The 19,709-nt window shown below is 56.8% G+C and carries 13 protein-coding genes; 4 read left to right on the top strand and 9 right to left on the bottom strand.

Annotated features, from left to right (window positions below; all coding sequences use genetic code 11):
- Positions 1–147 precede the first annotated feature (147 nt).
- Positions 148–1,920, top strand: a complete 1,773-nt coding sequence (treZ, locus tag HRR99_RS16695; protein ID WP_233124946.1) for a malto-oligosyltrehalose trehalohydrolase — start codon at positions 148–150, stop codon at positions 1,918–1,920.
- 50 nt (positions 1,921–1,970) lie between these two features.
- Here the strand turns inward: treZ and HRR99_RS16690 are convergent, their stop codons facing one another.
- Positions 1,971–2,225: a hypothetical protein gene (locus tag HRR99_RS16690; RefSeq protein ID WP_233123835.1), complete on the bottom strand. Its 255-nt coding sequence runs from the start codon at positions 2,223–2,225 to the stop codon at positions 1,971–1,973.
- Between the two features lie 295 nt (positions 2,226–2,520).
- Here HRR99_RS16690 and HRR99_RS16685 point away from each other — a divergent pair, with 295 nt between their 5' ends.
- On the top strand, positions 2,521–4,611 hold the full coding sequence (locus HRR99_RS16685; RefSeq protein ID WP_233123833.1) for a carboxy terminal-processing peptidase: 2,091 nt from the start codon (positions 2,521–2,523) through the stop codon (positions 4,609–4,611).
- Positions 4,612–4,766: 155 nt separating this feature from the next.
- A complete protein-coding gene (locus tag HRR99_RS16680; protein WP_233123832.1) occupies positions 4,767–6,173 on the top strand; it encodes a sensor domain-containing diguanylate cyclase in 1,407 nt (468 codons plus the stop codon).
- Positions 6,174–6,223: 50 nt separating this feature from the next.
- Here HRR99_RS16680 and HRR99_RS16675 read toward each other — a convergent pair whose 3' ends face one another.
- Positions 6,224–6,688, bottom strand: coding sequence for a DUF3597 domain-containing protein (locus HRR99_RS16675; protein ID WP_233123830.1), 465 nt, complete (start codon positions 6,686–6,688; stop codon positions 6,224–6,226).
- A gap of 259 nt (positions 6,689–6,947) precedes the next feature.
- Here HRR99_RS16675 and HRR99_RS16670 point away from each other — a divergent pair, with 259 nt between their 5' ends.
- Positions 6,948–7,661 (top strand): outer membrane protein, encoded by a 714-nt coding sequence (locus tag HRR99_RS16670; RefSeq protein ID WP_112501313.1) that lies wholly within the window; start codon positions 6,948–6,950, stop codon positions 7,659–7,661.
- Between the two features lie 99 nt (positions 7,662–7,760).
- Here the strand turns inward: HRR99_RS16670 and HRR99_RS16665 are convergent, their stop codons facing one another.
- From HRR99_RS16665 to HRR99_RS16635, 7 genes are all read right to left on the bottom strand, one after another.
- Positions 7,761–9,641, bottom strand: a complete 1,881-nt coding sequence (locus tag HRR99_RS16665; RefSeq protein WP_233123828.1) for an ABC transporter ATP-binding protein/permease — start codon at positions 9,639–9,641, stop codon at positions 7,761–7,763.
- Between the two features lie 289 nt (positions 9,642–9,930).
- Complete coding sequence (locus HRR99_RS16660) at positions 9,931–13,017, bottom strand: autotransporter outer membrane beta-barrel domain-containing protein (protein ID WP_233123826.1); 3,087 nt, start codon at positions 13,015–13,017, stop codon at positions 9,931–9,933.
- Between the two features lie 181 nt (positions 13,018–13,198).
- Complete coding sequence (locus HRR99_RS16655) at positions 13,199–14,017, bottom strand: inositol monophosphatase family protein (RefSeq protein ID WP_233123825.1); 819 nt, start codon at positions 14,015–14,017, stop codon at positions 13,199–13,201.
- Between the two features lie 31 nt (positions 14,018–14,048).
- Positions 14,049–15,110, bottom strand: coding sequence for an ABC transporter ATP-binding protein (locus HRR99_RS16650; RefSeq protein ID WP_233123824.1), 1,062 nt, complete (start codon positions 15,108–15,110; stop codon positions 14,049–14,051).
- Positions 15,107–17,338: an ABC transporter permease gene (locus HRR99_RS16645; protein WP_233123823.1), complete on the bottom strand. Its 2,232-nt coding sequence runs from the start codon at positions 17,336–17,338 to the stop codon at positions 15,107–15,109. The genes HRR99_RS16650 and HRR99_RS16645 overlap by 4 nt, the downstream gene beginning before the upstream one ends.
- Before the next feature lie 101 nt (positions 17,339–17,439).
- On the bottom strand, positions 17,440–18,465 hold the full coding sequence (locus HRR99_RS16640) for an ABC transporter substrate-binding protein (RefSeq protein ID WP_233123822.1): 1,026 nt from the start codon (positions 18,463–18,465) through the stop codon (positions 17,440–17,442).
- A gap of 113 nt (positions 18,466–18,578) precedes the next feature.
- Entirely contained in the window at positions 18,579–19,571 is a 993-nt protein-coding gene (locus HRR99_RS16635; protein WP_233124945.1) for an ABC transporter substrate-binding protein, read from the bottom strand.
- Positions 19,572–19,709 lie beyond the last annotated feature (138 nt).

The raw sequence follows: 19,709 nt of genomic DNA, 5'->3' as shown, positions 1-19,709 counted from the left end.
AATACGCACTGGCAGGGCCGCAGGGCCGTTCGTTATCGTACGAGCCGCGTATTCAGAAAAATTGTGTGAAACCATCATGCTGCGATGAAGTTACTGAGTTGTTCTACACCAACATATTGTCATCAGAAGGTATTTTCATTGTCTCACATGTTTGATTTCGGTCCGCGGATTCTCACGGATTCCACGCTGTTTCGTATCTGGGCCCCCTTACAGAAAGCCATGGTGTTGAAACTGGAGAGCGGTGAGCAGCACGATATGCTGGACGCGGGCGAGGGCTGGTTTCATTGCGAGGTTTCAGGCGCTGGCGCAGGCACCCGTTACCGGTTTCAACTGCCCGATGGACTTGAAGTCCCAGACCCGGCCTCCCGTTTTCAGCCCGAAGACGTGCATGGCCCAAGCGAAGTGGTGGATCTCTACGCTTATGACTGGAAAACCGAGGGCTGGAACGGACGCCCTTGGGAAGAGATGGTCATATACGAACTCCATGCCGGAGCGTTCACTGCTGACGGTGGCTTTCTGGCAGCGATCGACAAGCTCGATCATTTGCAGCGACTGGGCATCACCGCGATACAGCTTATGCCGATCTCCGATTTCCCCGGCAGTTACGGATGGGGCTATGATGGCGTTATGCCCTACGCGCCCGAAAGCAGTTATGGCCGCCCGGAAGATTTGATGAAAATCGTTGATGAGGCACATGCCAGAGGTATCTGTGTGTTCCTCGATGTGGTCTACAATCACTTTGGGCCCGACGGGAATTACATGCCCCTCTTTGCGCCGCTTTTTTCGGCGCACCACGCTTCGCCTTGGGGCAACGGCATCAATTACGATGATGACGGCTCAAAACATGTGCGTGAATTCATCATTCAAAACGCCCTCTACTGGGTCACCGAGTTTCGGCTCGATGGTCTGCGGCTCGATGCCATCCACGAAATCAAGGACGATAGCGACGAGCATGTTCTCCAAGAGCTTGCACGCCGGGTCAGACAGGCGGCGGATGGCAGGCACGTCCATCTGATCGTCGAGAACGAAGACAATGACAGCGACGTTCTGGCGAGGGGGGATGATGGACACCCCACACTGTTTACCGCGCAGTGGAACGACGATGTCCACCACGTCCTCCACATCGCCGCAACTGACGAGACATTCGGTTATTACGAAGAATACATCGGTAATGACGACAATCTGGGTCGGGGTCTTGCTGAAGGTTTCGTGTTTCAGGGAGAGCATATGCCCTATCGTGGTGGGGAACGTGGCAAGCCAAGCCAGGATCTGCCGCCCACGGCCTTCATCTCCTTCATTCAAAACCACGACCAGATCGGCAATCGCGCCATCGGCGACCGCATGTCCTCCCACATCCCGCCGGAGCCCATCGAAGCCATCGCTGCGGTTTATCTTCTGGCACCGCAGATACCGATGATGTTCATGGGTGAGGAGTGGGGGGCCAAAGAGCCATTCCCCTTTTTCTGTGAGTTCAATGAAGAAATGAACGAAAAAATCCGCGTGGGGCGGCGGGAAGAGTTGTCGCGGCTGCCGGGGTTCGAAGGCGACGACGTGGCAGACCCCACTGCGTATGAAACATTTCTCTCAGCGAAAATCGACTGGTCAGTGGCTGAAGAAGAGGACGGCGTCGGTATGATGGGATTTTACACGGATCTCATCGCGCTGCGTCATGAGCATATCGTTCCGCTTTTGCGAGGTGCGTCCTTGAAATCGGGCAGTTTTCAAGCGCAGGGAAAAACCGTCAATGTCGTGTGGCAGCTTGCCGGAGGCGCGCAACTGCAATTGCTAGCAAACCTCTCGCCTGATCTAGTGACTGTCGAAAACTGGGCGCGCGAAGGCGAAGAGCTCTATACAGTCGGTAAGATAGACGGTTCCAGTTTTGACCCCTGGTCGGTTCTGTGGAGCCTTTGCAAAGCTTGATCATTCCATGGCGAGCCCGCAAAAGACGGCGCGGGCTCGCCATTTTCATATCACGCTTTCGTGGAGCGTCTGTTGACGATGCGGGCGACATAGAGACCGCCGATCAGCCCGATCACGACCGCCATCGTCGTGTTTTTCACGCCGTCATCCTTCGCAATCGGACGAACCATCACTGCACCATCGCGGCTTTCGGCATATTGCGGGCCACGCAGACTATAGAACGTCTGAATGACAGCAAAAATGACGACGGCGGCGATTGCGCCCAAGAGCATTGCGCGACGATTGGAAAAGACGTTGGACTTCATGATATTTCCCTCATTTCAATGTGTGGTCGATTTTTCGATCGACCAGTCGTCCTGAGCCCCTGTCGATAAAACGTTGTTTCAGGGATTTTTCGCCTGGGGAGCGCAGGATGGCCGCAGGGCCGCCATGTTTCTAGATGAGGAGGTGAAGAATATCCACCATTTTAGCGAGTGGATATTTAGCACTGTCGTTCACGAGCAATTGCCTGAAAAGAACGTTTTGCCGACGATGTTCTTATCGTAATTGCCGCCGCGGTGCAGTAAGACTGATCTGCACAATGATGAGGAATGATATCGCATGCGCATAAAGCACGGTCTCTTTGGTTTGGTTCTGTCGATTGCGTCTTCTGCCTATGCGCAGCAACCGGCATCGCCGCCGACACTTGAGCCGTCGCAAATTCAGGCGCAAGCTGCCAATTTGAGCGCGCAGTTCCTGGGCCGATACGCCTATAAGACGGTGCCGCTGGACGATGTTTTGTCTGGCCACATCATGACCAAGTTCATCAAGTCCCTCGATCCTGACCGTATGCTGTTCATGCAAAGCGACATCGATCGCTTCATGGCCGATAGCACCAAGATCGATGATGCGATCCTGAACGAAGACCTTGAAATTCCGTTTTCGATCTTCAACAGCTATACGCGCCGCGTCGTTGACCGTATGACGTTCGCGCGAAGCGAACTGAAGCAAGACTTCGATTTCACGGTTCGCGAAGACTACCCGATCTCCCGCGATGACGCGCCTTGGGCGCAGTCAGAGAAGCAGAGTGATGAGCTCTGGCGCAAACGCGTAAAAAGCGACTGGCTTCGTTTGAAGCTAGCGGGCCAAGCGGATGCCGCCATTCGCGAAACGCTGGATAAACGTTACAAGAACATCATGGACCGCGTCTATCCCTACAAGAGTGACGACGTGTTCCAAACCTTTATGGCGGCTTATACGACGGCGGTCGATCCGCATACGGATTATTTCAGCGCGAAGGCTTCTGCTGAATTCGACATTTCGATGAAGCTGTCGCTGGTCGGGATCGGCGCGGTGCTTCAGGAACGCGATGGCTATACGACGATCCGCGAACTGGTGCCCGGAGGCCCGGCGCAACTTTCAACCAAGCTTGCCGTGGGCGACCGCATTATCGGCGTTGGTCAGGGCGAGGATGGCGCCATCAAGGAAGTGGTCGGCACGCGACTGGATGAGGTCGTTCAGATGATCCGCGGTGCTGTGGGTTCCGTGGTGCGCCTCGATATTCTCCCCGCCGATTCAGGTAGCAGCGGCGGCCACCGCGTTATCAGCCTTGTGCGAGACAAGGTCAGTCTGGAAAAGCAGGCGGCCCAAAAGACAATCGTTCCTGTCAAAAACGGCGATGCCACCGTCAACATCGGCGTTATCACTTTGCCCACCTTCTATGAAGACTTCGAAGGACGTCGCAAAGGCGATAAGGATTACCGTAGCGCGAGCCGCGACGTCGCCAAGCTTCTTGCAGAACTGAAGCAGGACAAGGTTGCCGGTGTGTTGATCGACCTGCGTGACAATGGTGGTGGCTCGCTTGCGGAAGCGATCGATCTCACCGGTCTGTTCATCGGCAAAGGCCCCGTCGTCCAGCAGAAGGATGCCGAAGGCAAGGTCAAGGTCGAGAGTGACGAGATGAGTGCGCCTGCCTGGACAGGTCCGCTCGGCGTTCTCATCAATCGCGGCTCCGCATCGGCTTCGGAAATTTTTGCCGCTGCCATTCAGGATTATGACCGGGGTGTTATCGTTGGTGAGCCCAGCTTCGGTAAGGGTACTGTGCAGACGGTGGTCGATCTCGATCGTGTTGCGCGCAACAACAAGCCTGAGCTTGGCCAGTTAAAGCTGACGATCGCGCAGTTCTTCCGCGTCGATGGCGGCACCACTCAGTTGCGCGGTGTGACGCCGGATATCAGCCTGCCTGGAATTCTCGACCCGAAACTGCTGGGCGAGTCCAGTTACGACAATGCCTTGCCTTGGACGCAGATCAAGCCCGCCAAATACGCGTTGATGGGCGACATGGCGAAGATCGTGCCGCAGTTGCAAAGCGAGCATGACGCGCGCGTCAAGGATGACAGCGACTTCCAGCGTTTCGTTGAAGATGTCGCGGATTTGAAAGCCTTGCGCGCCAAGAAAACCATTTCTCTCAACGAAGCCGAACGCCGAAGTGAAATGGCGGCGACGGAAGCACGGCTGAAGGCGCGTGCGGAAGTTGGAAGCGGCTTCGTTCCTGAAAATGACGACGGCCTGCAAGCGAATGAACGCAGCATCAGCGCCAATATCGCCATCGAAAATGCGCGCAAAAATGCGAAAGACGTGCTGAAAACCGAATCCGCCGCCATCGTGGCTGATCTGGCGAAGCTGCCGACCGCAGCCAGAAACGCGCAATAAAGAAATCGGCAACTACCCGCGCTGCAACTCAGCGCGGGTTTGCCTTCCGTTACGGAAGGGAAGCATTAACCGCGTGCGCCGAAATCCATGACCGCTAACCAGCCTTAAATAGTCTCTCGCTCATATCGAAGTCTTGGAGCAATCGGGACGTAAATATGAGCACGCGCTTTTCGCAGTTCAGACTGGTGGTGCCAGCCCTGGTGCTGGTAGCAGTATTGTTGATCGCGCTTGCCGCCATCCCCTATTTTGGGGTGTCTCGTCTCGATGCGGAGAACCGACAGCGTCAGGAAGTTCTGGTCAAACGAAACATATCGATCTGGATCACTGACATCGAGTTCGCTTTGACGGCGTGGACGATCTGGGACGAATCGATTGCCAAGCTCGACAACGCCTTCGACCTTGAATGGGCCGATCGAAACATCGGTAGTTCGCTGATCGGGACATCGCGAACCCGTTTCGTGGCCATTCTCGATAGCGATGACAAACTGATCTATTCGAAAACTGCCGATGAGGTTCAGGATCGCCCGTTCTTCGCGCAGGGCGCTGACGTCATTGCGCAAGACGCACTCTCACTGGTCGACAAGGTGCGTGTAAGTGAAGCGGGCGGACGAAAGCCCGGCATCCCCGAACCTATCGTCTTCAGCAAGATCGAAGTTATCGGCAACGACGCCGTTCTCTTGACGGCCAGCCTGTTCCAATCCGATTTCAAGATGGCAACCCTGCGCAACGCCCGTGGACCGGTGCTGATTTCTGCTATCCCGATAGCTGGCAGCCTACAGACCTTTCTCGGCGATCGCTTCATGCTCGATGATGCAGCCGTCGGACCAGCGAATACGGTTTCGGATGACCGCGCCAGCGCCGAGATCGCCGTTGGGCCCGATGGGCAAGCTCAGGTCTTGTCTTGGAAGCCGCTGACGCCCGCTCATGATTTGTTGCGCCAATTCCTGCCATTGGCCTCCGCGCTGACGATTATTTTCATCGCTGGCGGTATCTTCGCCACACGCACGTCCCGTCGCGCCATCGGTACGTTGGTGGAGGCCGAAAAGCTGATGCGGCATGCCGCAACTCACGACTTCCTGACGGGCCTGGCAAACCGATCTTTGATCGCCACGGAGTTTGCCAGACTTTCAACGGCTGGCAACTTGATTGTGGCCTGCCTCGACCTCGATGGTTTCAAAGCCGTCAATGATCGGCACGGTCATGCCATTGGCGATGAGTTGCTGAAACAAGTTGCTGAACGCTTGAAATCCGGCTGTCGGCCAGAGGACGTCGTGTTTCGTCTCGGAGGAGATGAGTTCGCCGTGTTCATGCCTGGCGTATCAGCCGTGGATGCGGGTACTCGTTGCGGACAACTCTCGGAGTTGCTGTCGCATCCGTATTTCGTCAGGGAAAAGCGGTTGATAACAGGTGCTTCCTTCGGCCTCAGCGAAGTGCGGCATGGCGAAGTGACGTGTGACGACGCGCTAAAGCGCGCAGATGATGCCCTGTACCGCGCCAAGGGAGCAAGCGTGATAGAGTGCGCACCGGCAAGCGACATGGGGCCGATGCGCCGTTGGGCCTAAACGCAAAAAAAAGGCGGCAACATCGCCGCCTTCCCATGAAGCCGATGGCTTTAGTCCAGCAAGTTACTTGGAACCTTGCCGCCATTCTCCGACAGCTTTTTCAACAAAGCCTTATGCAGCCAGGTGTTCATTTCAGCAGAACCGTTGAGTTCTTTCGTATAGCCGAGCTCCTCGGCAAGTTCCTTGCGCTCTGCAAGGCTCGCATCCATTCCAAGTGCCTTCATCAAATCAACGATGGAGTGTTTCCAGTCTAGCTTGTGGCCGCTGCGCTTGACGGCGGCGTCCAGTTGGGCTGCCACGTCTACCGGCTGCGACCCCGAACTTGTGGAAGGTGCCGATGCGCCAGCGGTTTTTGGCACGGCTTGACCAGTGCCGCCGACCGGTGGAGCGGTTGTTGCCGCTGGTTCAGGTACGGAAGATGGGGCAGGTGTCGGCTCTGCCGCACTGGGTGATGCGGGAGAGGCTTGCGCCGGTCCACCGAAAATTGCGTCTCTGATTTTACTGAAAATGCTCATTCTACGTTTCCTCCTTCAGTTTGATATCCTTCATCAAACGGCCTCGGAGTCGATTGCGTTCCGATTGAGATTAAGAAAACTCTCATGAACGCCTGTGGTATTCCTTTATGTAGTGCCTACCATTCAGTTGCTTATCAGCAACGGCTTGGACATATTCTGATGCGTGGCATGGTCTGATCTCGCCAAATCCCTCGACCGCAAGCCCTCAATCTGTCCAAATCAGAATCATCGGCGGGGGCTGATCTTGAAAGGTTTTCTTATGAATCGCGCTCTTAAGCTTGCTGGCCTTTTGGGGCTGCTCGCATCTTCTGCTCATGCTGCCGATGTCGTTGCTCCAGTTGAGCCAGTGGTCGTATCCAATCCAGGTGGTTTTTATCTCGGTACGCTCAGCAGCCTGACGTTTCTGGACGACACTGGCTTCGGCACAACTGCGGGTGGCGTCAGCACTGATTACGACGTTGGTTTCTACAGCGCGCTGCGCGCCGGTTACAGCTTCGGCTCCTACGGTTTTGTCTCGCCACGTCTCGAACTGGAAGTCGGTTACGGCACAGCGGACGTGAACGAACACACTGTCAATGGCGTGAACGCCGGAAACGCATCCTTCGGTGAAGCCCGCGCAATCCAGGGCTACGTTAACGGTTATCTCGACATCGAAACGGCAACGGCTTTCACGCCTTACCTCGGTGGTGGCGTTGGCGCGATGAACCTTGAATTGCACCGTCAGGGCGTTACTGGCATTGCCATGGATGACGACGACACCAAATTTGCATACCACCTCGACGCGGGCGTCGGCATCAAGCTCGATACGATCTCGTTCTTCAGAGACAGCGCGCTGTTCAGCAACACCACGTTCGACATTGGCTACCGTTACACTGCTGCTGATAACTTCAACTTCACCGCAGTAGATGGCACAAGCTCCAGCACGGATTTCAGCAGCCATGCTGTGACAGCAGGCTTTAGACGCCAGTTCTGATACGCAAATCCGCTTTCGACATTCGAGGCGGGTAGAATAAGAAAAGGGGTTCGTGGCCATGCCTCGAACCCCTTTTGCATTTCAGTAGAAACCCACGCCTTACGTTGGCCTGGCGCGTGGCTTCTTGATCAGCCGCAGCAGCTTCTTGCGCTTTGGGGTGTGCTGCTTCAAACCAACGTCGCTCACAAGTTTCGCACCGCCTTCGCGTCTTTCCAACGTGATCTTGCGTGTGTGGAAGACTTCCAGCTCCACACGGTGCGCAACGCTGACGATCGTAGCGTCGGGCAACTCATCGATCAGCATCTGCATCATCTGATCCTGCGTCTTCTCATCGAGCGCCGATGTCGCTTCATCAAGGACGATGATATTGGGGTCATGCAATAATAGTCTCGCAAAGGCCAGACGCTGCTTCTCGCCGCCCGATAGGGTGTGGTCCCATGGCGCGTCGTCTTCGATCTTTTCACCCAGTTGACCCAGGCCGACCTTTTCGAGCGCGGTCTTGATGTCTTCGACCGACCAACTATCCGCCGGGCGAGGGTAGGCGACGGCGCGTTGCAATGTGCCGGATGGAATGTAGGGCCGTTGCGGCAGCATGAACAGGCGGTGGTCGGGATGGAAATTGACGCTGCCTTCGCCCCACGGCCAGAGACCAGAGATGGCGCGCACCAGTGTACTCTTGCCCGAGCCGGACTCTCCCGCAACCAGAACTCTTTCGCCTGGCTCGATCTCGACCTGCGTTTCCTTGACCACGGCGGTGCCATCACCAAGCGAAACGGATAGGTCGCTGAGGCTGAGCATCGTCGTCCCTTGCGTATCGCCACGCTTGATCCGGCCGATGTCGTCGCTTTGCTCGGCGCGTTCCAGATCATCCAGCGATGTCATCAGCGAAGCCACGCGTCTTGCGCAGGCATTCCAGTCCGCAAGTCGAGGGTAATTATCAACCAGCCAGCCGAAGGCGCCCTGAACGATGGTGAAGGCGGATGCCGCCTGCATCACTTCGCCCAGGGACATGCTGCCAGCCAGAAATTTTGGGGCGCATAGCAGGACGGGAACGACCGGGGCGATCAGCATCGAACTGTGGGATACCAGCGTCGTGCGCATATGCTGGTTGGCAAGAAGCCGCCATTGCTGGCGCACATTGGCAAAGGTTTTGTCGAGGTCGTTGCGTTCTTCTTCCTCGCCGCCCAGCAGCGCGATGCTTTCACCGTTCTCGCGCACGCGGGTCAGCGTATAGCGAAACTCCGCCTCGACTTGGTTTTTGTCTTCGGAGACACGCACGAAATTGCGCCCGATCACTGCAATCGAGCTGGAAGTGATCACCGCATAGATGACGGCGGCAATGACGAGAAAGCCCGGAATGGTGATGACGGAGTCACCAATCGGCAGGGTCAGTGCGCCACCGATTGTCCAGAGCACGACGATAAACGTCGATGCCGAAACGAAGGCAGAGATCACACCGGCGGTAAAATCGACGGGCGATTCCGTGGCAATGCGCATGTCTTCCGAGATGCGCGCTTCCGGATTTTTATGATCTCCGTCGATCAGGTTCAGCTGATAGTAACGTCCGTTCGCCAACCAACGTCCGATCAGCGATTTGGTCAACCACGAGCGCCAGCGTCGCTGGATGAGCATTCGGACATAGACCTGTACGGTGACAAGACCAACACTGCCCGCCACCAATGGTGGAAAGAGCGATGCGAGGTAATAGACATCGGATGCATGGCGCTGCTCGATGGCATCGAACAACCCACGGTTCCAGACGTTGATGCCGTATTGGAACGCGACGTTGATACCGATCAGAACCAGTAGGCCGATGCAGACGATCCATGCAAAGCGGTCACCACCGGCACCCCAGTAGCCGCGCGCGCTTTGCCAGAAGCGCCTGAGAAGAAAGGCGCGACGGGCCTCCTCCACTTCCTTTTCGGTCAGTGTAGGATCTAGTTTTTGAGCGTCCGGTACCGTTGCATTGTCTGAAACCATGTTGCTTTCCGATGAGGACCTGATGCGAACGACCTGCGAATAAAATCATCAGGTCGATGCTGTTGTTTCTTAGTGGTAGATTATTTCAGAGGATGAAGACGCACAGCGGCAATCATGGCGCGTGTGGGATATACACGCTGCAAATACCGTGAGGGAGTGCATGAGGGCGAAGGATTGGTGCTTTCATATATGCTGGCCAAATCCTATCGGCAATTTCATCCGCGCATTAACGCAGGCCGTTTGGATTAGTTCCTGAACACGTGCGAATATTTTACAATTCGAACTGTCCTTAGAAATTCACGGAAAGATTGGCATAGGCGGCGTTCGAGCTGAAGCCGCGGCCAAACTCGCCCGCATACGTCACGCTGAAACGGGCGGCCTTTGAGAGCTCCGCGGTGATACCGGCTTTGATCACCATGGCATCTCTTGGCATGGTCACGCCTTCCAGAATGAACGGATCGTTGCCACCGAAGCTGGAAATGGAGATCGGCGCCAGATCACCGGCGGCGTGACGCCAGCCCAGCATTCCCGATGCGACAACGGGCAGATCGCCACCGCGAAGATTGGCAGTCCAGCGCATGCCAAGCGTGGAGATGGAGAGATCGCTTGAACCACCCGATACGGTCAGCGCCGCTGCCCCGCCATCTTCCGTGAAGCCTTTGGTGTCGAGGTTGACGTAGGCGAGGTTTGCGAAAGGCTGGATGCTGAGGTCGTCGATCTCGAACGTCCAAGCGATATCGCCGAATATCTGCGCTGTCGTGCCCACGTAGTTGCCAGACAGTTGATCGGTGAATGCACCAAAAGCGATGTTGCGCCGTGTCGAGATATCGTTTTTCGTGACGATCGTGCCGCCGATAAGGTCCAGCGGACCAATATCACCCGCCGCGTAGAGGCCGAGATGGTAGGATTCAGCACTTGCGTCCGGCTGCATCGAAAGGTGGCTGTATCCCAGGACGCCACCGAGGCGCCAGGTGTCAGACACGGGTGCATCCCCACCAATCAGCGTTCCGGCGCTGCTGCCGCCGGTGCCCCGCGCGGTGCCATCGCCTGCAAAGTTGTCTTGTGCCAGCACACCCGTCGTCCAGAATGATGCCTCATCCGCTTGTTCGGAGACCCGTCCCGGCGCGGCGTTCATTTGGTCGATGATCGCCTCGCGGGTCAGTTTGGTTTCCCAGAGGAGGTTGCTCTTAAACGAGGCATGAACTTCGCCATTGAGTTGGGAAAACGCGCTTGCGGCAGCGCTGACATCGAGTGGCAGAACGGCGCGATAGAGTGTGTTGTTCGATCCAAGATTTTCAACCGCCGTCGCAGTGACGCGATCGTTGACGGTCTGAGCGACGTCCTGAAAGCGCACGGAGTTCCGGTCAAGATGCAGGTAGACGATCGTCGGATCATAGGTCAACGTGGGAGACAGAAAGGCGAAGTCGCTCACGACGTTCCCGAATTGACCATTCACCGCCCCTGCGGTGACGATTGTGTAGTCGGTCGTCAGGCCATAGCTCGTGCTGGCCGCACGGATATCGAGAGTGCTGTTCCCAAGATTCACAGTGCCCGTGGCAGTCAAACGGTCGGAGAAACCCGCCGCATCAATATCGACCCGGTAGATCGCGCCAGCGTCAAAGACGACATTGCCAGTGAAGTCAAGCGTTTGAAGGCCCGGTCCGGGCGACAGGATGCCGCCATTGCCGACGGTGAGCCCACCGGCGACACCGGTACCAGACAACAACCCGCCGTCGAAAATGGAGATGGTCCCTGCCACCGTTCCTTGATTGGTCAACTCACCACCGGTAACGGTGACCGCACCGCTAATGGTGCCGGTATTGGAAAAGACGCCATCATTGTTGACAAGGGAAGCGATGGTCCCATCGTTGGACGCGTTGCCTGAGTTGGTTACAGCACCTGCCGTCGCGCCACTGTTATTGGTGAAGCGTCCCTCTGTACTGATGTCTACATCCGCGAGTACCGCGTTGTTGACCACCGCGCCGCCCGCGATCCGCGTGTCGCCGGTGACCGTTCCGCCAGCATTGTTGGTGAAAAGGCCATCGTCGTTCTGAAGCGAGGCGATCGTGCCTGCATTGGACGTGGTGCCTGAATTTTTGACAGCGCCAGCAGTGGCGCTACCATTGTTGACGAAGGCGGCAGCGGCGGCGACATCCACGGCTGTGACGACGAAGTTATTCGTCACCCTGCCGCCGGACAAAATCGTATTTCCCGCGATTTCGCCGCCTGCATTGTTGGTAAAATCCCCCGCCGTGTTGGTCAGGGAGCCGATCGTTCCGGCGTTGGAACCATTGCCTGCATTGACCACAGAACCAATCGACGCACCGGTGGTATTGGTCAGCGTCCCGCTGTCGTTTTCGACCGAGGAAATGGTGCCTGAATTGGTGACCGTACCAGCGCTTTTGACATTGCCAGCCGCCGCGCCCGCATTGTTGACGAAAGCGGCGGCGGAGGCAACATCTGCATCGGTGACGATGAAATTGTTAGTCACGGTACCGCCCGAAACCGTCGTCAGCCCGGTGACCGAGCCGCCAGTATTGTTCGTGAAACTCCCGGCGTCGTTCTGGAGCGAGGCAACGGTGCCTGCGTTGACGACGGTGCCGGAATTCCTGATGTTCCCGGCAGTTGCGCCATTATTGTTATAGAAGGCGGCGGCTGCCGCCACGTCAGCGTCAGTCACCACGAAATTGTTCGTAACTGTGCCGCCTGATACGATGGTTTTTCCGGTGACCGTGCCACCCACATTGTTGGTGAAACTTCCGTCGGTATTGGTCACATTGCCGATCGTGCCGGCGTTCGATGCGGTTCCGGCATTGTTTAAGGTGTCCAGCGTCGCCGCGCTGTTGTTGGTGAAGGTGCCTTGCGACGACACCGACACGTCGTTGACCGCACCATTGTTGGAAAGCGTCGTTCCCGCCTCAACCGTGGCACTCGTCAGGGCTCCATTTACCGCGACATTGCCGTTGTTCAGCGTCAGTCTGCCGTTGAGTGTCCCGTCGATGAAAAGGCCGCCGCCATCGAGGTTTACATCTGAATTCAGCGTGCCATCCGCGTTGATGCCAATGCTTCCCGAGGTGATGGTGCTGCCATTGATAACGGTCAACGTGCCCGTATTGGCGATCGTGACATTGCCGCCGCCGACATCAAGCCTGTCGATTGTCGCGGTGTCATCGACCTGCGGCGACCCGGTATCGACAACGGCCACATCCGCGGTGCCAGGCAGCGTCGGGCTCCAATTCGCTCCATCGCTGAACATATTGTTGGCGCTACCGGTCCAGACAGATTGCGCTAGGGACGGCGATATGAGGGCGAGCGAAACCAGTGCTGTAAAAAAGCCGAGACGCCGGTACATGGCCGGAAGCAGCTGGTGTGTCATGCGGTGACCAATGCTGAGATCGCCCGCTTACATCGCGGGCAGACATCTACAGCTACTTGATCATGGTTAATGCGCAATTAACCGTAAATACCAGCCGTGAGCTGGCGGAAGAGTAAGGGACAGCCACGGACCGAACAAAAGCTCGTTCCGTGGTGTCTTTTCAAAGCGGAACGGGTCTGGACTATGACCGATTGCTTGCTGTCGTAGCTTTGTGAATATTGAAAAGCTCGTCGTAGGCGGTTGGATTGCTGGCGAGGACAGGGCTGCCAAGCATCAAGTTTTCACCGTCGCAAGGAAACGGCATGTACTGCCCACCCGCTTCTTTAACGAGGCAGAACCCCGCCATGCAATCCCAGGCGCGCATATGGGGCTCATAATAACCAACCAGACGCCCGGCAGCGACATAGGCCAGCATCAGCGCGCCGGAGCCGTTGCGGATGAAGTTTCCACCGATGGACAGCAGAGAGGCAATGATGGCACCAACCCGGTCGGGCGTAACGTAATTGTTGCTGCCGATGCCCATCAGCGCATTCTGGATCGTCCGTGCGGGGTCGAGCCGAAGCTGCTTGCCGTTAAGGGTCGCGCCAAATCCTTCTGCCGACGCATAGAGTTCGTCCTCGCACGGCACCTTGATAACGCCGACGACAGGAATGCCGTCATAAAGAACTGCGATGGACACGCACCATGTCGGCATGCCGTTGACGAAAGGTGCCGTGCCATCGATGGGGTCCACGACCCAGGTAAAGCCGGATTGGCCTTCGGTGTAACCGAACTCTTCACCTAAAAACCCATCTTCCGGCAGCGCTTCGGCGACCTGCTCGCGCAAAAGCGTCTCGACGTTGCGGTCAGCGATGGAAACCACGTCGTGAAGATCACGCTTGGTTTCTATCACCAGTGTTTCGCGTCGGTTGAAATAATCCAGCGCCATTGCGCCAGCTTTTTCTGCGAGTGTCTTTGCCAGGGAAAAGCGCAGTTCGATGGCGCTTTCATGTGTCGTCATTGTCATGTCCTTTGATTGCAAGTCCGGCGTCTCAGCCGTTGATCAGTGCGATACCACGGCTTTTGAACCCGAGCGTGACATCGCTCGTCGCAGGCAGGCTCATTTCCATGGCGTGGTCTATGATGAAGAGTGTGCCGACATCGGTCTCCACTTCATATTCGATGTGGCCGCCGAGATAGGCGCTGTGCAGGACACGTCCTGCCAGCCCACTGCCGTCCGCCGCGCCGATGATGATTGAGCCGGGTCTGACGGCAAGTTTCGCGGAGCCGGGCTTTGCGCCCCTCCCTTTGACGGAATAATCGACGCCCGCCACGCGAATGAGGGCTTGTTCGCCCTCGACGCCGATGATCTCGCAGGGAATGACGTTTGCTTCGCCCATGAAGTCGGCGATGAAGGGCGATGCTGGGGCTTCATAAAGCTCACGCGGCGCGCCTGATTGTGCGATTTCCCCATCCTTCATGACGATGATGCGGTCCGAGACGGCCAGAGCTTCATCCTGATCATGCGTGACGTACACTGCGGTGAAGCCGAGGCGCTGCTGCAATTCCCGGATTTCGGTGCGGACGCGGCGGCGCAGGCGTGCATCGAGATTGGACAGCGGTTCGTCCAGCAGAAGAACCTGGGGTTCAAGCACCAACGCGCGGGCAACGGCGACACGTTGCTGCTGTCCGCCGGAAAGTTCCGCCGGAAGACGTTGACCCATGCCCGCAAGGCCGACGAGTTTCAGGCCTTCCTCTGCCTTTTCAAGAGCATCGTTTTTGCGAAGGCCTGATGATTGCAAGCCGTAGGCAACATTGTCGAGGGCGGTCATATGTGGAAAAAGAGCATAGGACTGAAACACCATCGACACGTCACGCTCGTTAGCTGGTAGCATCGTAACGTCGGTATCGCCGATCAGAATGCGGCCAGAGCTTGGATGCTCAAGCCCCGCCAGCATGCGAAGGGTCGTTGTCTTGCCGCAGCCGGAAGGCCCCAGCAAGGTGACGAGTGTCCCCGGTTCGATGGTGAGGGAGAGATCGGGGATGGCAGTGAATGCGCCGAATGTCTTGCGAACATTTTGGAAGGTGACGGAGCCGGGTTTTACCTTGATCATGCGGCTTTCTCCTGAACGAGAGGAACGGTAGGGGTGGTCGTAACACCGGCGACACGATTTTCGCGTCTCAGGCGCCGTTCCCCGACAATGAGCTGGAAGCCCGTGATAACGGTGATCATCACCACAATGAGCATGGACGAGTAAGCAATCGCCACACCGTATTCTCCGTTTTCAACAAGGCCGACGATGTAGGATGTGGCCATGTTGTATTCCGCGCTGACAAGGAAAATAACGGCGCTGATCGACGTGATCGCTCTGACGAAAGAGTAGACGAGGGCAGCGGTTATTGCTGGGCGCAAAAGCGGTAGAATGACTTTGCGGATGGTGCGGAAACTGTCCGCCCGCAGTGTCAGTGATGCCTCGTCTAGACTTTTGTCGAGCTGGCTCATGGCTGCAATGCCGCCGCGTACGCCGACCGGCATGTTGCGGAAAACGAAGCAGGCGATCAGAATGAGGGCCGATCCCGTCATCTCGATGGGCGGCAGGTTGAACGCCATGATGTAGCTGACGCCGATCACCGTGCCGGGAATGGCAAAGCTCATCATCAGCGCGAACTCGAAGACGTTCTTGCCGGCAAATTTCTGACGCACGATGATGTAGGCTGTCAGCAGGCCGACAGCAGCCGTTAGAGGCGCTGAGATCAGCGCGATCTTCATGGTCGTCCAGAATGAATTCCAGGCGACGCCCGTCCAGGAAATGCTGCCATTGTTGAAGCCTACGGAGAAGGCTCGGATGTAATGGTCCAGCGTCAGCGAGTTGTCGAGACCCCAGGTTTTGACGAAGCCGCCGATCAGGATCATGCCATAGACGACGATTGTAAACAGCATCCACGGTACGACAACGGAATGTACGCCGATGGACAAGCCGCGGGGCAGCGCAATATGCGCGCCGCTGTCACCCTTGCCGGTCACCGTCGCGAAATTCTTGCCCGAAAGCCAAAAGCGTTGTGCAAGAAAGGCGGAAAGAGTGAAGCAAAGCAGAACCATAGCAAGAACTGCCGCACGGGACGGGTCGTTCTGGGAGCCGACGACTGCAAAGAAGATTTCAGTCGACAGCACGCCATGACTGCCGCCAAGGACGAGCGGGTTGCCGAAATCGGCCATGCTTTCGATGAAGCCAATTAGGAATGCATTGGCGAGGCCGGGCTTCATCAGTGGTAGCGAGACGCGCCAGAAGGTGCGCCAACGATCGGCCCGCAATGTTTGCGATGCTTCTTCCATCGACGGGCTGACACCTTCGACGACACCGATGAGCACAAGGAACGAAATGGGCGTGAACGACAGAACCTGCGCGATCCAGATGCCGGTCAAGCCGTAGAGCCAGCGTCCTGGCTCGATGCCGAACAGGTTCGAAAGCCCTTCGGTGACAACACCTGCGCGACCAAATAGCAATGTGAGCGCAAGGCCGATGACGAAGGGCGGTGTGATGATCGGCAAAACGGTGAGGAGGCGCAGACCCTTTTTGAACGGGAAGCGCGTGCGGGTGGCAACGAGCGCGAAACCGAGCCCGAGCAGGGTAGAGGCGGAGGCCGTCATGAGCGCAAGGGCGAGGGTGCGCCATGCCACGCCGCAACGCTCTTCGCCCAACACACAGCCGAGGCTCCAGATGCCAGGGTCTTGCAGGTTTCGAATAAAGCCATCGGGATTGAAGGAGCCGTCGAAGTCCTGAACCGATGCGGTGAACATACTGCCAATCGGGTAAAAGACGAAGATCGCAACGAGAAAGATCAGCAGCGATATGGAGGCGACGATGAATGCATCACCTTTCATGACGCCTCGTTCCGCCAGGCCGAAAGCGAAGAGTAGCACGAAAACGACGGCCATTGTGACAGCACCCGCGCCCATGGAGGGCTGGCCGTTTGCGATTTGTCCGAAGATCGTTTCGCTGACAGTCCAGGTCCAGCCCGTAAAGCCGATGGCAAGGCCTTGAAGCGAGAGAAAGAGCAGCCCAACCGCACCGATAATGGACATGAGTCGACCGCGCTTCATCGGATTATTGATCGTTCGTGTCAGAGACGCCGCGAGAAACATTATGACGACACCGATCAGCCAGAGCTTGCCATGCGAGGCGATCTGCAAGAAAGCCGGTGCCGAGGTTTCAGACGACAGGAAATCTGGCAGCCAGCCAAAGCCGAAAAAACCGCGTTCAATTCTGTACCAGGGAAGAAGAATGAGGGCCGCTGCCCCGAGTGCAAGGACGATGTCCAGCCTGCGATTGCCACGTTTCATGGCTTACCTCGCTTGTTTCAAGATAGAAGAATTAGGATGCAACGGGCACCGGAGAAATGGACCGGCGGTACAGATGTCCCACCGGTCCAGACGCTTGTGGATCAGTTGGCGACGGCGCCAACTTCACGGTCCCACCGCTCCAGCAAGGCCTTGCGCTTTACCGGGTCGCCGTAGGTCTTGAAGTCGTAGTCGATCAGCTTGATGTCTTCGAACTTCGGCGCTTCCTTCGGCACTTCGGCCTGCTTGTTGGACGGCAGCTGGAAAGACTTGGCATCCTTCATTCTGGACTGCACATCAGGCTTCAATGCCCAATCGTACCAGACCTTGGCATTCTCCAGATTGCGGGCACCCTTGATGATCGACATGGAGCCGATTTCGTAGCCGGTTCCCTCGCATGGGGCGATGGACTTGATCGGAAAGCCTTCAGCAGTCTGGGCCACGGCGTCATGCATGAAGACGATGCCCAGCGCGGTCTCGCCGCGGGCTGCTGCCTTTACCGGTGCCGAGCCCGATTTGGTGTATTGAGAAATATTGGCATTCAGCTTCTTGAGGTAGTCGATGGCCTGATCTTCGCCCATGATCTGCGCGAGTGACGCTAATGCGGTATAGGCCGTGCCGGATGAGTTGGGGTTGGCAATCTGGATTTCCCCCTTCAGTTCAGGGGCGAGAAGATCTGCCCAGCATAGTGGCTCCTTGTAGCCCTTGTCCTTGAAGATCGTCGTATTATAGCCCCAGCCCAGCGCTCCAGCATAAACACCGACTGTGCGGTAACCCGTGCTTTCCGCCTGCTTCTTAGCCCAGTCCTGCAACTGGTCCAGCATGGGCGATTTGTATTCCATGGTCAGGTTTTCGGATGCTGCCTGTACGTGCGGGTCGCCCGTACCAGCCCACCATAGATCGGTTTTGGGGTTGCGGGCTTCGGCGCGGATTTTCGCGTAGGTCTCGCCAGAAGACAGGCGCACCATATTGACTTTGATATCGTGAGACTTTTCAAAATCCCCTTTCATCTGTTCACAAATAACGACATCTGCCGAGCAGATGAGGTTGAGTTCACCCGCTGCCTGTGCAGAAACCGCCCCAAGGGATGTTCCGGCAAAAAGTAGAATGGAAAGAGCTGAAAGTCGCATGCGTTATCCTCCTGTTGCTTGCGATGGATTTGAATGAAAGGCACGAGTTTGCCCTCACGGCATGGGCTTCCATGCCGCCTGTCGAATGATTGCGTGGAAAGTCGTGCTGCCGATTACTGCGTGGCCGTTACTTCCGCATCGAACCGCCTGAGAAGCCGACTTCGTTCCCCCGGTTGGCCGAAGGTGGCAAAGTCGTAATCGACCATCTTTATCAGCGATATGTCGGGGGCCGCCGGTGGAAGCGCTGCCCTGGCATTCGAAGGGACCTGGTTCTGACCTGCTGCCGCACCCGTCGCCTGGCCCTCAGGGCTCAACGCAAACTCCACGAAGCTCTGCGCCGCCTCGATCTTTGCGGTGCCCTTGACGATACTGACAGCACCGATTTCGTAGCCCGTGCCCTCGCACGGAGCGACGATCACAAGTGGAAAGCCTTCTTCCTTCTGGGTCACCGCATCATGCATGAACGAAATTCCAATCAAGGTCTCGCCTCTGGCTGCTGCCTTGACCGGCGCCGAACCGGATTTGGTATATTCCACGACATTGCGGTTCAGCGCGCCGATGTAACGGAAAGCCTCGTCTTCTCCGAAAAGCTGAACCAGTGTCGCGAGCATCGTAAAGGCAGTGCCAGACGAATTAGGATTACCCGCCTGAATGAGCCCCCGATAGGCATCGTTGGATAGATCTTTCCAGCAGGTGGGTGCGGCCAAAGCTTTTTGCGCAAGAACCTGCGCGTTATAAGCAAAGCCAAGGGCTCCTGCATAAATGCCGGAAGAGTGCTGTCCTGACATTTTGAAGAAATTTTGTGCCCAGGGCAGAATGTCGGCCTGATGTTTTGGGACGTAGACTTCAAGCAATTCTTCCGAGGCTGCCTGAAGGTGCGTGTCACCGGTGCCACCCCACCAGACATCGACTGATGGTGCCGACCTCTCCGACCTGATCTGGTCGAGGATTTCGCCGGTGCTCTTTCGGGTTATGGAAATGCCAATGCCCGTGTGGTCTTCGAAAGACTGCTTCATCTGAACGCACCAAGCTTCGTCCGTGCCGCACAGCACGTTCAGCTTGGTATCAGCCAAGCCGGGAGCCACAGCGCAAAGCCATGCCGTCATTCCCGTCGCTATAGCCAACAGTGCTTTCAACAGAGCCTCCCTCTTGGAACCTCCCCGTTCCAATCTCCGAAGTCAGCATGTCAGATTTGCGGGTCGGCGCAATCGAAGAATGGTTACCAATTTTGCACCGCAGTGCCG

It is taken from the genome of Agrobacterium vaccinii (assembly GCF_021310995.1).
Lineage (GTDB): Bacteria > Pseudomonadota > Alphaproteobacteria > Rhizobiales > Rhizobiaceae > Agrobacterium > Agrobacterium vaccinii.
The sequence above is the reverse complement of the archived record's forward strand: the minus strand, read 5'-3'. Positions and strand labels throughout refer to the sequence as shown.